Annotated in this window: 11 protein-coding genes and 1 pseudogene; 9 read left to right on the top strand and 3 right to left on the bottom strand. The window is 71.4% G+C overall.

The features are described from left to right. Nucleotides 1-373: 373 nt before the first annotated feature. Complete coding sequence (gene ccmA, locus ABGB17_RS33985; RefSeq protein WP_347637534.1) at nucleotides 374-997, top strand: heme ABC exporter ATP-binding protein CcmA; 624 nt, start codon at nucleotides 374-376, stop codon at nucleotides 995-997. Next, entirely contained in the window at nucleotides 994-2,502 is a 1,509-nt protein-coding gene (locus tag ABGB17_RS33980; RefSeq protein ID WP_347637532.1) for a DUF6297 family protein, read from the top strand. The genes ccmA and ABGB17_RS33980 overlap by 4 nt, the downstream gene beginning before the upstream one ends. A 354-nt stretch (nucleotides 2,503-2,856) precedes the next feature. On the opposite strand, the gene ABGB17_RS33975 is transcribed toward ABGB17_RS33980, so the two are convergent. Next, nucleotides 2,857-3,492, bottom strand: coding sequence for a transglycosylase SLT domain-containing protein (locus ABGB17_RS33975; RefSeq protein ID WP_347637530.1), 636 nt, complete (start codon nucleotides 3,490-3,492; stop codon nucleotides 2,857-2,859). A 439-nt stretch (nucleotides 3,493-3,931) separates the two neighbouring features. On the opposite strand from ABGB17_RS33975, the gene ABGB17_RS33970 reads away from it, so the two are divergent. The 6 genes from ABGB17_RS33970 (at nucleotide 3,932) to ABGB17_RS33945 (ending at nucleotide 10,304) form a co-directional block, all read left to right on the top strand. Next, nucleotides 3,932-4,606: a response regulator transcription factor gene (locus ABGB17_RS33970; RefSeq protein ID WP_347637528.1), complete on the top strand. Its 675-nt coding sequence runs from the start codon at nucleotides 3,932-3,934 to the stop codon at nucleotides 4,604-4,606. Further along, the gene (locus ABGB17_RS33965) at nucleotides 4,603-6,039 is read left to right on the top strand and encodes an ATP-binding protein (protein ID WP_347637526.1); all 1,437 of its coding nucleotides are present in this window, start codon (nucleotides 4,603-4,605) and stop codon (nucleotides 6,037-6,039) included. The genes ABGB17_RS33970 and ABGB17_RS33965 overlap by 4 nt, the downstream gene beginning before the upstream one ends. Beyond that, nucleotides 6,036-6,605 carry a hypothetical protein gene (locus tag ABGB17_RS33960; RefSeq protein ID WP_347637524.1) on the top strand — a complete coding sequence of 190 codons (570 nt, stop codon included), beginning with the start codon at nucleotides 6,036-6,038 and terminating at the stop codon, nucleotides 6,603-6,605. Before ABGB17_RS33965 ends, ABGB17_RS33960 begins: the two co-directional genes overlap by 4 nt. A 98-nt stretch (nucleotides 6,606-6,703) precedes the next feature. Beyond that, nucleotides 6,704-8,698: a glycosyltransferase family 2 protein gene (locus ABGB17_RS33955; protein ID WP_347637522.1), complete on the top strand. Its 1,995-nt coding sequence runs from the start codon at nucleotides 6,704-6,706 to the stop codon at nucleotides 8,696-8,698. Nucleotides 8,699-9,030: 332 nt separating this feature from the next. Continuing rightward, on the top strand, nucleotides 9,031-9,354 hold the full coding sequence (locus ABGB17_RS33950; RefSeq protein WP_347637520.1) for a hypothetical protein: 324 nt from the start codon (nucleotides 9,031-9,033) through the stop codon (nucleotides 9,352-9,354). A 62-nt stretch (nucleotides 9,355-9,416) separates the two neighbouring features. Then, nucleotides 9,417-10,304, top strand: coding sequence for an ImmA/IrrE family metallo-endopeptidase (locus tag ABGB17_RS33945; RefSeq protein WP_347637518.1), 888 nt, complete (start codon nucleotides 9,417-9,419; stop codon nucleotides 10,302-10,304). 406 nt (nucleotides 10,305-10,710) lie between these two features. On the opposite strand, the gene ABGB17_RS33940 is transcribed toward ABGB17_RS33945, so the two are convergent. Both ABGB17_RS33940 and ABGB17_RS33935 read right to left on the bottom strand, forming a co-directional pair. Beyond that, the gene (locus tag ABGB17_RS33940; RefSeq protein ID WP_347637516.1) at nucleotides 10,711-12,114 is read right to left on the bottom strand and encodes a class II fumarate hydratase; all 1,404 of its coding nucleotides are present in this window, start codon (nucleotides 12,112-12,114) and stop codon (nucleotides 10,711-10,713) included. A 45-nt stretch (nucleotides 12,115-12,159) separates the two neighbouring features. After that, a complete protein-coding gene (locus ABGB17_RS33935) occupies nucleotides 12,160-12,861 on the bottom strand; it encodes a hypothetical protein (protein ID WP_347637514.1) in 702 nt (233 codons plus the stop codon). A 211-nt stretch (nucleotides 12,862-13,072) separates the two neighbouring features. Here ABGB17_RS33935 and ABGB17_RS33930 point away from each other — a divergent pair. After that, a pseudogene (locus ABGB17_RS33930) lies at nucleotides 13,073-13,387 on the top strand (hypothetical protein); the annotation flags it as partial.

The raw sequence follows: 13,387 nt of genomic DNA, 5'->3' as shown, positions 1-13,387 counted from the left end.
CTGTGTGCGGGCCGAGGTTGAGTGAGCCACGGCGAATGCCGGCCCTGAGCGCCGTCGCCCCGTGACCGCTCGTCCCACCGCGTCGGCCCCCCTCTCCGGCGCCGACGCGGTGGGACGTGGTGCGGCGGATCCGGCGTCGGCCGATTCCGGCGTGTGCGGGCCGCGGCTGTGTGCGGGCTGCGGCGGATGCCGGCCCTGAGCGCCGTCGCCCCGTGGCCGCTCGTCCTGCCGCGTCGGCCCTCCTCTCCGGCGCCGACGCGGTGGGACGTGGTGCGGCGGATCCGGCGCCTCGGTACGGCGCCTGACCGCGCGGCAGCGTCCGTTCGGATCCGTTTCCGCGCCCCGGAGGGCGGGGAAACGTAGTCTCAAGGTCATGTCAGACGTGATCGTCGCCCACGGGGTCGAGGTGGAGTTGGGGGGCACCCCCGTGCTGCGCGAGGTAGGGCTCGTGGTCACGGCGGGAGAAGTTCTCGCCGTGGTGGGCGAGAACGGGGCGGGGAAATCGACGCTGCTGCGGTGCGTGGCCGGGTTGCAGCCGACGCGCCGGGGAGAGATCGATGTCTTCGGCCGCCCACCGGCCGACGCGCCGTCCTTCTGGAAGCAGGTCGTCATGGCGGGTGACGAACCTGCCTGGTATCCGGGCCTGAGCGTCAGGGAGCACCTTGAGCTGGCGAGCATCGTCCATGAAGGCAGCCGTATGACGGTGGACCAGGCGCTGGAGGAGTTCGAGCTCGACGGACGCGCCGACCTGTCCCCGTTGTCCCTTTCCACCGGCCAGCGGCAACGACTCTCGCTGGCGGTGGCCCTGCTCAGACCCAGCCGGCTGCTGTTGCTGGACGAGCCGGAACGAGGGCTGGACGCCGGAGGCAGAGCGAAGTTGACCGGCATCCTGAAGGACTACGCCGCCGGCGGCGGCACCGTCGTCATGGCGACCCACGACCTGGAGCTCGCGAACGCCACCGGAGCCCGCCTGATCACCCTGGAGCCCGCGTCGTGAGGCCGAACCCCGCGCGTGCCTACCTCCGCTCCCACCGGGGCCGCCCGGTGACCTGGTCCGATCGGTACGCCCTGGTGTTCGGCCTGGCGCTCGCCGTGGCCGTCTTCGGCCACCCCGTCGCGACCGCCGTCCACGGGCTCACGGCAGGCCTGGACGCCTCGCGGCTGGGTGCGGGCCTGGCGCTGGTCGTCGCGGCGTACGCGGGTTACCTCGCCCTGGCCCGCTTCCTGGGCCCCGTCGCGCTGCCCGCCGCCGACGCCGCGTGGCTGGTCATGTCCCCGTTGCCCCGTCGCTCGGTGCTCGGCAGAACCGTGATGGTGCTGCTGGCGATCGCGGTGGTGATCGGGGCGGGGCTCGGCCTTGCGGCACTGTCGGTCCTCGGTGCGCCGGACGGGCTCGTGCTTCGTCTGACGGCGGCGCTGGTGCTGGGCACCGGCGCCGGGGTGGGCGGCATGGCGATGGCGGTGCTGGCCCAGGCGTCCGCCTCATGGGACTCCTGGTTACAGGTGGTGATCGCGGGCACCTTGGTGGCGGCCGTGGTGGTGGCCGTCCTGGGCAGCGGCCCCGGACGGCAGGTCCTCACCGCCGTCGCCGGGGCGCCGGTCGCCGTGGTCTCGGCGGTGGCCGGTTTGGGCGTCACGGTGGCTGCCGTGCTCGTCCGGCAGGCATGGGGTGCGCTTGCCCGCATTCCCGCGAGGAGGCTTCTCAGCTCGGCGGCCAGGACCGGGCGGGTCACGTCCGCGGCCGTGACCATGGACCCCGGCGCGCTGACCTGGGCCATCGAGGACGACCACTGGCGGGGGCGGGCGCCGGGCTCCCGGCCCTGGCCCCGGATCGCCGCACGTAGTGGAGCGGCCGCGGTGGCGTGGCAGGAGTGGCGGCGTGCCGGGCGGCGCCCAGGACGGCTCGTGGTCCTGTCCGGTGCCGCCGCACTGCCCGCCGTGGCCGCGCGGGCCGCCGGGGACATGTCGGTGCTGTCCATCGGCGTTCTGCTGTGCGGGGCGTTGGCGGCTGCCGTGATGTGCACCAGTGGCGTCCGCCGGGACTCCGACAACCCCTTCCTGGCGCGCCTGCTTGCCGTGGACGGGCGCTCTTTGACGGCCGTGCGCGCGTTGCTTCCCGCCCTCCTGGCGGCCCTGTGGTCGGCGCTGGCCCTGGCCGGTCTGATGCTGACCGGCGTGCTGCCTCCCGGCCCGTGGTGGCTGCTGGGGGTCGCCGCGGCGCCCGCCCTGGCCGCGGCGGCGCTCCGGATGGCGCGCCGGCCGCCGGTCGATCATTCCCTTCCGGTCATCGTCACGCCGTTCGGCGCCCTGCCGGCCGGGCCGGTGATCTGGGGCCTCACCGGTGTGGATCTCGCGTTCCTCGGCTGCCTCCCCACCCTGGCGGCGCTCCTCGAGCCTCCTATGACCCTGACTCCGTTCGTGCTCGCGCAGCTCCTCACCGGGGCCGGCGTGCTCACCGCCTTCCTGCTACGCCAGGGAGGTCACCGGAGAAGCCCATCCTGAGCGCCGTACAGCGGCGCCGGATTCGCCGTACAACGCCCCACCGCGTCGGCGCCGATCAGCCCGGGCGCGCGGGGACGTGACGCGCGGGGCGGGAGCGTCCGCGGGGGAGCCCTCTGTGGAGCGGCAGCCCTCCGTGAGGCGGGAGCGTCCGCTGGGGAGCCTTCCGTGGAGCGGCAGCCCTCCGTGAGGCGGGAGCGTCCGCTGGGGAGCCTTCCGTGGAGCGGCAACCCTCCGTGAGGCGGGAGCGTCCGCTGGGGGGAGCGTCCGCGGGGGAGCCCTCTGTGGAGCGGCAGCCCTCCGTGAGGCGGGAGCGTCCGCTGGGCGGGAGCGTCCGGGCGGAGCGTCCGGTGTGGGTCAGTACCAGCCGACGGACTGGGAGTGGGCCCAGGCGCCGCAGGGGGACTTGTAGCGGTTGGCTATGTAGCCGAGGCCCCATTTGATCTGGGTGGCGGGGTTGGTCTGCCAGTCGGCGCCGGCGCTGGCCATCTTGCTGCCGGGGAGGGACTGGGGGATGCCGTACGCGCCGCTGCTGCGGTTCATGGCGCGTTCGTTCCAGTGGCTTTCCTTGTCCCACAGCTTCTCCAGGCAGCCCCATTCGTCGGACCAGCCGCGGGCGGCGGCCATCTTCTGGCCGAGGGCCTTGTTGCTGCCGGGGTTGGGGCGGGTGCCGGGGGGGAACGCCGTGGGGTTGAAGCCGCCGCCGCCGGGGGCCTGCTTGACGATCTTGACGGGGTCGAAGTCGGGGCGCTTCTCGCGGGCGGCCTTGATGGCCTCGGCGCGCTGGGCCTGGGCCGCCGCCGCCTTGAGGGCGTCGGTCTCCGGGTCGGGCGCCATGGGGTTGTCGAGCATGCGGGCGAGCTCGGGCAGGCTCAGCGCGTCGGCCTTGGGCGCGGCGGCGTTGTCGTTCATGGTCTTGATGGCGTACGCGCCCATGCCCGCCAGGACGGCGAGGGTCAGGCCGATGTACGCGATCCGCTTCGGCGTCAGCACGGATCCGCTCCGGGCGCGCCCACGCGGCGGTGGCGGAGGCTGGCTTTCGTCGCGCCTTGTCCGCCTGTCCCGCACCTGCTGACCTGAGCTCACGGCTTATGAGCTTGCCGTGACGTGGGGGGTGGTTCGCAACCGATACGTGAAAGTTGCTTGACCGTCCCTTGGTGCAGGAGTGACCAATCCCTGGTCTTACGTGCAGATATCTACCTTGGTGTGATTTTCATCACACCAAGAGAGTGGGATCCGCCCTCCGGACCCCCGGACCGGAGGGCGGCACGGTGCCCGTGCAGCGAAGCCCGTCCTCGTATCGGCTGTGACACCGGCGAAGCCGGGCACGGACCACCCCAGACTGCCCGCCCTACTGTGGGGTTACCGTGCGTGGCCCGTCACAGTTCCATGACATAGAAGGGCATACCGGGATCTGCGGAATACTGTTCGGGTGGCTGGCATCCTCCTGGTCGAAGACGACCCGTCCGTCCGTACGGGGCTAGAGCTGGCGCTGACCCGCCAGGGCCACTCGGTCACGTCCTACGCGACCGGCGAGGAGGCCCTGGACCACGTACGCGCACGCCGTCCCGAAATCGTCATCCTGGACGTCATGCTGCCCGGCATCGACGGCGTCGAGGTGTGCCGCCGCATCCGCAGGCTCGACTCCCTGCCGATCATCCTGCTCACCGCCCGCGGCGACGACCTGGACACCGTGGTGGGGCTGGAGGCCGGCGCCGACGACTACGTGGTCAAGCCCGTCGAGCCCCGCGTGCTGGACGCCCGCATCCGCGCCGTCCTGCGCCGCCTGGAGTCCGCCTCCGCCGACCGCATCAGCTTCGGCGACCTCGTGGTGGACCGCGGCGCGCTGAAGGTCACCCTGGACGGCCGGGAGATCCACCTCACCCCCACCGAGCTGCGGCTGCTGCTCGAACTGGTCCGCCACCCCGGGCAGGTGCTCAACCGCCGCTACCTGCTGCGCGCCGTCTGGGACCACAACCACGTCGCCGACTCGCGCCTCGTGGACGCCTGCGTGCAGCGCATCCGCGCCAAGATCGAGCCTGTGCCGGCCGAGCCGGTGTACATCCACACCGTGCGCGGTTTCGGGTACCGCTTCAGCCCGCCATGACCGGCGCCCTGCGGCGTCCCACCGGGCTGCGCGGCCGGCTGATCGTCACGTTCGTCCTGGTCGCGGTGACGGCCTCGGCCCTGGTGGCGGGCATCGGCTACCAGCTCGTCCGCCGGGCGCTGCTGGACCGCGCGGAGAACAGCGCCACCGCGGACGTGCGCGACGTGCTGCAGCGCGTCTCCCTGCCGGTGGGCACCAGCGACCTGCTGTGGCCGCCGTCCGTCATCACCGACCGCGACCTCGAGAACCTCGTCGAGTCGCTCGGCGGCCCGGACCGCCACGTGATCCTGGAGTACGGCGAGCAGGAGCGGATCAGCGCGGGCTCCAGCCTCGGCCTCGCCGACGTGCCCGCGGACTTCCGCAGGCTCGCCTCGGCCCGGCTGGTACGGCAGCGGCTGCTGATCCACGACCAGCCGTGGCTGCTCATCGGCACCCAGGTGCACCGCCTGACCGGCTCAGGCGCCGTACGGCCCACCGGCATGACCGTCTACGTCTTCCTCTCCCTCAGGGAGGAGGAGGGCGTGCTGATCCGCCTGCGCATCGCGCTGGCCCAGGCGGGCGGCATCACCCTGGCCATCGCGCTCACCGTCGCCCTGGTGTCGGCACGCAGCGTGCTGCTGCCGGTGCGCAGGCTCGGCGAGGCCGCGCGGGCCCTCGGCGCGGGCCGCCTGGACACCCGCCTCCCCGTCAACGGCAGGGACGAGCTGGCCCGCCTGACCGCGACGTTCAACGACACCGCGTCCGCGCTGGAGCAGACCGTCTCCGAGCTGCGGGCCCTGGAGGCGATGTCCCGGCGTTTCGTGGCCGACGTGTCGCATGAGCTGCGCACCCCGCTGACCGCCATGACCGCCGTGACCGACATGCTCACCGAGGAGGCCGGACGGTTGCCCCCCGACGCGGGCAAGGCCGTGGACCTCGTGGTGCGTGAGATCAACCGGCTGCGGGTGCTGGTGGAGAACCTGATCGAGGCCAGCAGGCTCGACTCCGGCACCGTGGTGCTGAGCAGGGAGAACGTCGACGTCGGGGTGGCGCTCGCCGACTGCCTGGAGATCCGCGGCTGGACGGGCCGGGTGCGGCTGGACGTCCCGCGCGACCTGGCGTTCTCGGTGGACCCGCGCAGGTTCGACGTGATCGTGGCCAACCTCACCGGCAACGCCCTCACCCACGGCGCGCCGCCGGTGACGGTGTCCGCGCGCACCACCGCCGCCGGGCTGGAGGTGCGGGTGCGCGACCGGGGCAAGGGCATCCCGCGGCAGTCGCTGCCGCACGTGTTCGAGCGGTTCTACAAGGTGGAGGCCGGACGGGCGCGGAGCGAGGGCAGCGGGCTCGGGCTGGCCATCGCCAAGGCCAACGCGGAACTGCACGGAGGGACCATCGAGGTGCGGCTGGTGGACCCCGGCACGCTGTTCACGATACGGATCCCATGGCCATGACGGAACGACGGCAGGCGGCCGTCCCCGCTCGGTGGCGGATCGCCGCGCTGGCGGCCGTGCTCGCGGGAGCGGCGGCGTGCGGCGTGGACCCGTCCGACCTCGCCGACGTCGGCCCCGCGCCGGTGATCAGCGCCCGCGCGGCGTACGCCAACGTCTACGTCCTGCGCGACGGCCGCCTCACCCCGCGCAACGTCCCCACCGCCTCCGACAGCGCGCAGGACGTCCTGAACGCGCTCTTCCAGGCGGGCAAGGGCCCCCCGGGGGGCGGCACCGCGCTGGACGGCTTCCGCCTCGAACAGACCGTTCTCGGCCGGTACGGCGTGGAACGGGGCGTGCGCAACGACCCCGAGAACCCGGTCGGCCTGCGGCTGCACGTGATCGTGTACGGCACCGGCCAGTTGACCCGTACCGCGCTGGCACAGATCACCTGCACGGCGCGCCTGAGCGAGGAGATCTGGGCCGTCAAGATCACCCAGACCACCTCGAAGGGCCCGCTGGCCCTGGGGGAGCACACCTGCCGCGAGTACCACGACCTGGCCGCGCCGGACGTCAACCTGCCGCCGTGAGGAGCCGGGCCAGGCGTGCGCGAACTCTTAGTCAGGGTTGTTTGACGGTTCGGCAAGCCTGACGGTGTCTCGCCCGGTCGCGGCGCACGCTGGCGCGCATGGGTGTGAAGGTCAGCGTGGTGGTGCCGGTGTCCGAGCCAGGCCCGGACGATGACGCGTTCGACGCGTGTGTGCGGTCGCTGCTGGAGCAGACGATGCCGTCGGACGAATACGAGGTGATCTTCGCCGACGACCGCTCAGGCGACGGCACCAGGGAACGGCTGGACGCCGTCGCGGCGGTGCGGCCCAACGTCCGTGTGCTGCACCTGGAACAGACCGGGTCGCCGGCGCGGGGGCGCAACGTGGGGCTGGCCGTGGCGGGCGGGGAGTACGTCTACCTGCTCGGGCAACGCGACCGGCTGGAACGGGTGGCGCTTGAGGTGATGTACCGCGCCGCCGTGGAGACCGACGCCGACGTGCTGATCGGGCGGCTGGTGCGGGGGGACGACCCGCCGTCCCGCGCGTTCTCCCGCAACCGGGAGCGTGCCGACCTGTTCCGCGACCGGCTGCTCGGGCTGCCCACCGCGCACAAGCTGTTCCGCCGCGCGTTCCTGGACTCCCGGGAGATCCGCTTCCCCGACATCGAGCAGCAGATGTCCGAGCAGGCGTTCGTCGTCAAGGCCTACCTCACCGCGAAGGTCGTCGCCGTCCTCGCCGACCAGGTGTGCTGCCACCTCGGGCCCGCCGTCGCGCCGCATTCCACCCCCGCGGAGTGGGCCGCCGGCCTGCGGGCCGTGCTGGACGTCATCGACACCTACAGCGACCCCGGGGAGCAGCGCGAGCGTCTGTACGCCCACTGGTTCCGCACCGGTGTCCTGCGCCAGCTCGGCGCCCGCCGCCTGGGGACCGCCACCCCCGGCCGCCGCGCCGGCATGTTCGCCGCCCTGCGCAACCTCACCCTGGAGCGTTTTCCCCCCGAACTGGACCGCCACCTGCCCGTCCACCTGCGTGCCCGCGCACTCCTCCTCAGGAGGGGCCAGCTGGGCCGCCTGATGGCACTCAACCAGGCCGCCACCGGCACGTCGCTGCGCGCCGAGCTGCGCGACGTCCGCTGGGACGAGAGCATCCTGACCCTCGACCTGGCCGTCGAGATCGTCACCGCCGACGGCGACCCCGTGACGTTCGCCGTCTCCGGCGACCGCCTCCTGTGGATCCCGCCGCTGGAGGACCTGGCCCTCCCGCCCGAGGTCGCCGACGTCACCGAGGCCGTCGCCAAGGCCCGCATGGAGGTCTACATCCGCCACACCGGCAACGGCCTGATCTTCTTCATCCCCGTGGCCGGCGAGGTGTGCCGCTCCGAGGAAGACGGCACCGTCCGGGTCTGGGCCGTGGGCCGGGCCCGTCTCGACGTGGGCTCAGCCGCCCTGGGCCGCCCCCTGCGCTCCGGCGAATGGGAGGTCCACGTCCGCATGCATGGCGGCACCCAGCAGGCCCGCACCCGGGTGGCCGGCCACCGCGGCGCCCAACTGAGCTGCGTGGGCGTCCTGGCCGGCCACCCCCGCAAACTGGTCATCCCCTGCTGGTCCGAGCAAAAGGAACTGAGCGTCTACGTAGAACCCAAATCCTTCGCCGACTCGATAGTCCTGGTCTCTCCCGGCGCCTCGGTGACCCACCGCGACGGCGAGATCTTCATCGTCCTCCCCGTCCCCTACGTCCCCCCCAGCGGCGGCCCCCCCACCGAACTCGTCCTTCGCCAGGCGACCACCCGCGCCCGCACCGTAACCGTCCCCGCCCTGGTGGAGCCAGGCGTCCCCGGCCGCTTCCCCGGCCAGCTGGTCGCCAAGTTCCCCATCGCCAGAATCCCCTCAGAAACCCACCTGACCCCCGGCCTGTGGACCCCCCACCTGAAAGTCGACGCGAAGGAACACCCCCTCCGCTTCGCCCTGGACCTGACGAGATCCCGCCGCGCCAAGATCCGCCCCACCCCCGACCCCACCGCCCTGTCCCCCCGCCCCTCAGCCCTGACCCGCCTCCTCACCCACCTCCCCGGCGGCCACATCGCCACCCGAGCCCTGGAAAAACTCCGCACCCGCTACCTCCCCCCACCGCCCTGACGACCTGTAGCTCCAGATGTCGCACTGCACCGAATCGACAGGCGCACGCCGTGTCGTTCGGGTACGGTGCTGCCGCCGGGTCCAGCTTGAGTGCGAGGTCACCAGCTAGATGACGAACATTCCCTGGCCCCGCACGGGGTTCCTGATGGAGCAGGTACGGCTCGGGGCGCCAGAGGGAAGAGTGCGTTGGCAGAGCCGTTCGGGGGATAGATACTTTGAGTGGGACAGTCAACACGCTCATATAGAGGTGTACAACAAGCGGGGAAGGCATATCGGCGTCCTCGACAGCGACGGTGTTCTGATTGGCGGGCCGGTGAAAGGCAGGAGGATCAATGTCTAGGTCAACGACGTTCGTCGGGGCATGCCTCCGTGGCGAGGCCGTCTGGACAGACATCGACGACTGGGTCGACGCATGGCACGACTCGGACGAGGACGTAGATCTTCATGAGTTCCTAGGGATGTCCTGGGACGAGTACAGCCTGTGGGTGGAACGGCCTCAGGCTCTCAGAGGCATCCTCGCCGCACATCATGGGAGTCCGGAACCAATCCCGATGGACGCCTTGGCAAGTGAGTTCGCGCTCGCGGCGCGATCCAAGGACGACACCGCCGCGACCGAGGTACTCGACTGGCTTCGTGCCACAGGCCGCATCGCCTGAACGTGGCCACACCTGAAAGGCTGGCTGCCCTTCTTGTCGAGCGCCACGGTCTCAAACCACCCGTGGACATCGAGCAGCTACTCAGAGAGTACGCTGACGTGGAGTTACACGAGTGGACTCAGGACTGTGACGGTCTCGCCGTGTTCACCGGCGACCAGCCTCGGCCCCGGGTCTACATCAAGGCCAACGCGCCCGCCCGTCGCAAGCGATTCACTTTCGCCCACGAACTGGGGCATGTCATCTGCTATTGGCATGCCGGTCAGAGGTGTGCTCTGGTGGCGCATCAAGGCGGAGGCGTGCCCAGCACCGAGGAAGCCGAGGCGAACAGCTTCGCCTCGCACATCTTGATTCCCGATACGTTCCTGGCTCAATTCCAAGAACATTACATGCCGGCTCCAGAGATATTGGATGCCGTGGCCCAAGCCGACGTGTCGGCGTCTGCGGGGATTCTCGCGCTTCGGCGCGTGCTGTTGCCGGGCTATGTCTTTCTTGTGCCCGGCTTGGACCGTGCCGTCGTCAGCACCGGTACGTACGTGCCGCCGGGGACCGAGGAGTACAGTCGGCTGGCCAGATCCTCCGGCAGACATCAGCATCAAGGTGTTTGGGTCAAGTGGTATCAACTCAGCGTCAGCGAACCGCTCCCCGTGGCACCTCGGGCACCGGTTACGACTACGGAGATGTTGCGCAGAGCGCTCACAGAGGCGCGACCCGGGCAGGACGTTCCGACCTTGATGAAGCAGGTCAATGGTGTGGTTGGCGGGACACTGACCCGAGCACGGGCCGCATCCTCGTGTGAGGCGATCTTCGCTGCCCTGGAGCAGAGGTTCCGGAACGATCCCCTGTACGAGGACCTCATGAACATCGGGGAGTTCCACCACTATCTGAGGCAGAAAGCCGCTGATGTCGCCCAGAAGCGAGTTCTGCGTTCTGAAAGACCGCCGAAGGCATAACTGGCGACGAGAACGCCGGCGGGCCGGTGCTCAGGTTCTCTGACGGCGAGTGGCTGGCGTTCGTCGCCGGAATCAGGAGGACCACCTCGGCTGACCGGCCGGGCCGTCAATGAGAGTGGCGGAGGCCGGTCAGGTGTGCGGGGTCGAAGGGCGACGTCAGGGAAATCGACTGGCCGGCGCGGGCCGCGGTCAGCGGGATGTACTTGGCGCCCTGCTCGGTGAAGACCTAAATCCTCGACGGTGTACGGCCTGGGGTGCTTCGCTGCGCGGGTCACGCCACCCTTCGTCAGGGAGGGCGCTCATCGGTTCCCCTTCCCCACCACGAGTCTGCACCGTCGCACCGTGACAAGCCAGTCGACACCGAGCTGGGACGGTTACGTTACGCCGATCGATGGAATGCGGAAAGTCACCTCTCGGGCGTCTTGGGTGGGGTGGTCATGCTGAGGACGTCCAGGAGGGTGTCCAGTTGGTGTTCGGTGAGTTTGCCGGATTGCACGTGGCCGCGTTCGATGGTGACCTGCTTGATGGTCTTGCGTTCCTTCAGGGCCTGTTTGGCTATGGCGGCTGCTTCCTCGTAGCCGAGGTGGCGGTTCAGGGGGGTGACGATCGAGGGGGAGCTTTCCGCGTATTCGCGGAGGCGGTCGTGGTTGGCGGTGATGTGGTGGACGCAGCGGTCGGCCAGGAGGCGGCTGACGGCGGTCAGGAGGCGGATGGACTCCAGGACGTTTCTGGCTATCACCGGCATCATGACGTTCAGCTCGAAGGTGCCGGAGGCGCCGGCGAAGGTCACGGCGGTGTCGTTGCCGATCACCTGGGCGGCCACCATGCAGGCTGCTTCGGGGACGACCGGGTTGACCTTGCCGGGCATGATCGAGCTGCCGGGCTGGAGGTCGGGGAGGTTGATCTCGGCCAGGCCGGTGCGGGGGCCGGAGCCCATCCAGCGGAGGTCGTTGGCGATCTTGTTGATGGAGACGGCCGTGACCTTGAGCTGGCCGGAGAGTTCCACCAGGGCGTCTCTCGCGCCTTGGGCCTCGAAGTGGTCGCGGGCTTCGGTGAAGGGGAGGCCGGTGGCTTCCTTGAGTTTCTCGATCACCTTGGCGGCGAAGCCGGGTGGGGTGTTGATGCCGGTGCCTACGGCGGTGCCGCCCAGGGGGAGTTCGGCGAGGCGGGGGAAGGTCGAGCGGATGCGCAGGCCCGCGTTCTCGATCTGGGTGGCGTAGCCGCCGAACTCCTGGCCGAGGGTGACGGGGGTGGCGTCCATCAGGTGGGTGCGGCCGGCCTTGACGGTTCTGTCGAACTCCACGGCCTTCTGGCGGAGGGCGACGGCCAGGTGTTCCAGGGCGGGGAGCAGTTCGTAGACGACGTCGACCATCGCGGCCACGTGGATGGAGGTGGGGAAGACGTCGTTGGACGACTGGGACGCGTTGACGTGGTCGTTGGGGTGGACGGGGCGGCCCAGGCGTTTCTCGGCGAGGGTGGCGACGACCTCGTTGACGTTCATGTTGGACGAGGTGCCTGAGCCGGTCTGGAAGACGTCCACCGGGAACTCGCCGTTCCATTCGCCTTCGGCCACGTCGGTGGCAGCTTCTGAGATGGCTTCGGCGAGGTCCGCCGGCAGGACGCCGAGTTCGCCGTTCACTTCCGCGGCGACGGCCTTGATCAGGCCGAGGGCCGATATGTGCGCGGGTTCGAGACCGCGGCCGGAGATGGGGAAGTTCTCGACGGCCCGCTGCGTCTGGGCGCGCCACTTGGCGGCGGCCGGGACCCGTACTTCGCCCATCGAGTCGTGTTCGATCCGGAAATCCTCCATACCCCCAGTCTTGCCCCAAGCGCTTCCCGGTGCGTGGGCGCGGGGCTACGAGCCGCCGGGAGCGTCGGGACGGACGGGGCGGAATGAGGAGAGGACGGCGTCGAGCTGGGGGCGGTGGGTGCGCCAGGCCGGCTCGGGGGTGGTCCAGTAGATGGCGTAGCCGGCGCCGCCGGGGACGGCCACCCAGCGGGACAAGACGCGGAGACGGCCGCTTTGGCCGTCGTAGGTGAACTCCCAGTCGGCGACGTCGGTGCCGGCGTACGGGGCGGGGCGGGTGAGGGCGATCCCGATGCGGCGGTAGCCGGGGTAGGTGCCGGCGGCGATGGCGCGGGACTCGGCGGAGCGGACGGTGGCGAGGATGTCGGTGCTGCCGTTCGGTGACTGGCTGACGCGGATGGTGCGGGCGTCGCCGTCGGCGGTGAAGTTGACGGTGCGGCCACGCGGGATGTCCTGCAAGGGGGCGGGGATGTCGATCACGAAGCCGGTGCTGTCGGTGTGGCGGCGCAGACCGGCGACGGGTTCGGCGGCGCCGGGGCCGATGGCCGCGGAGGCGGAGTCGGAGACGGTGGCGGTCGCGGTGGCGGGACGGGAGGCGGTCGCGTCGCCGGAGGACCGGCCGGACGCGGTCGCGGCGGGGGAGTCGTTCACGGGGCCGGTGGAGCCGGTACGGGAGCTGGAGAGCGCGGCGGCGGCCAGCATGATGATGGTGCCCAGGCCGAGGAGGGCGATCACCACCAGCACGATCATGCCGACGGGGCTGCTGGTCCGTGGCGCGGCGGGGCCCTGGAAGCTGAACAGGTCCGTGCCGAGCCCGCCGCCGGGTTCGTGGACGGTGTGAAGGTCCTGCCCGGGGTCGCCCGTCTGCGCCCTGCCGGGGGCCGCGGCCGGGTGTGCGGTTGTGGCTCCGGCCGGTCCGGCCGGTCCGGGCGGCGGCGGGACGGGGAAGGGACGGGGCCCGGTGGGGCCGTCCGCCGGTGGCGCGGGGGGACGCGACGTGGGGCGGCCGGGCGGGGCGTCGGCGGGGACCGGGAGTGGCCCTACCGAGGGCCGGCGGGGGCCGAAGCGCGCCGGGGGTGCCGACGGCGGGGGCGGGGGAGGCGTCGCGGGGGACGGGGAGCGCCGGGGCGACACCGGGGTGCTGGGACGGCCGGAGGATGTCTTCGCGGGCGCTGACGGCCGGGCGGGAGAGGCCGGGGGCGCGGCGGCGGAGGCCGGAGGCTGCGGCGCGGTGGTGGAGCCCGGAGAGGCCGGGGGCCGGGACGCGGCGGAGGGA

It is taken from the genome of Sphaerisporangium sp. B11E5 (assembly GCF_039871875.1).
Classification (GTDB): Bacteria; Actinomycetota; Actinomycetes; order Streptosporangiales; family Streptosporangiaceae; genus Sphaerisporangium.
Note: the sequence above shows the minus strand (reverse complement) of the source record. Positions and strands in the feature narration are given on the sequence as shown.

Bases quoted from the DNA above. Each gene is read 5' to 3' on its own strand.
- ABGB17_RS33960 (WP_347637524.1), top strand. From the start codon at position 6,036: ATGACGGAACGACGGCAGGCGGCCGTCCCCGCTCGGTGGCGGATCGCC.
- ABGB17_RS33950 (WP_347637520.1), top strand. From the start codon at position 9,031: ATGTCTAGGTCAACGACGTTCGTCGGGGCATGCCTCCGTGGCGAGGCC.
- ABGB17_RS33935 (WP_347637514.1), bottom strand. From the start codon at position 12,861: ATGATCGTGCTGGTGGTGATCGCCCTCCTCGGCCTGGGCACCATCATC.
- ABGB17_RS33955 (WP_347637522.1), top strand. From the start codon at position 6,704: ATGGGTGTGAAGGTCAGCGTGGTGGTGCCGGTGTCCGAGCCAGGCCCG.
- ABGB17_RS33940 (WP_347637516.1), bottom strand. From the start codon at position 12,114: ATGGAGGATTTCCGGATCGAACACGACTCGATGGGCGAAGTACGGGTC.
- ABGB17_RS33965 (WP_347637526.1), top strand. From the start codon at position 4,603: ATGACCGGCGCCCTGCGGCGTCCCACCGGGCTGCGCGGCCGGCTGATC.
- ccmA (WP_347637534.1), top strand. From the start codon at position 374: ATGTCAGACGTGATCGTCGCCCACGGGGTCGAGGTGGAGTTGGGGGGC.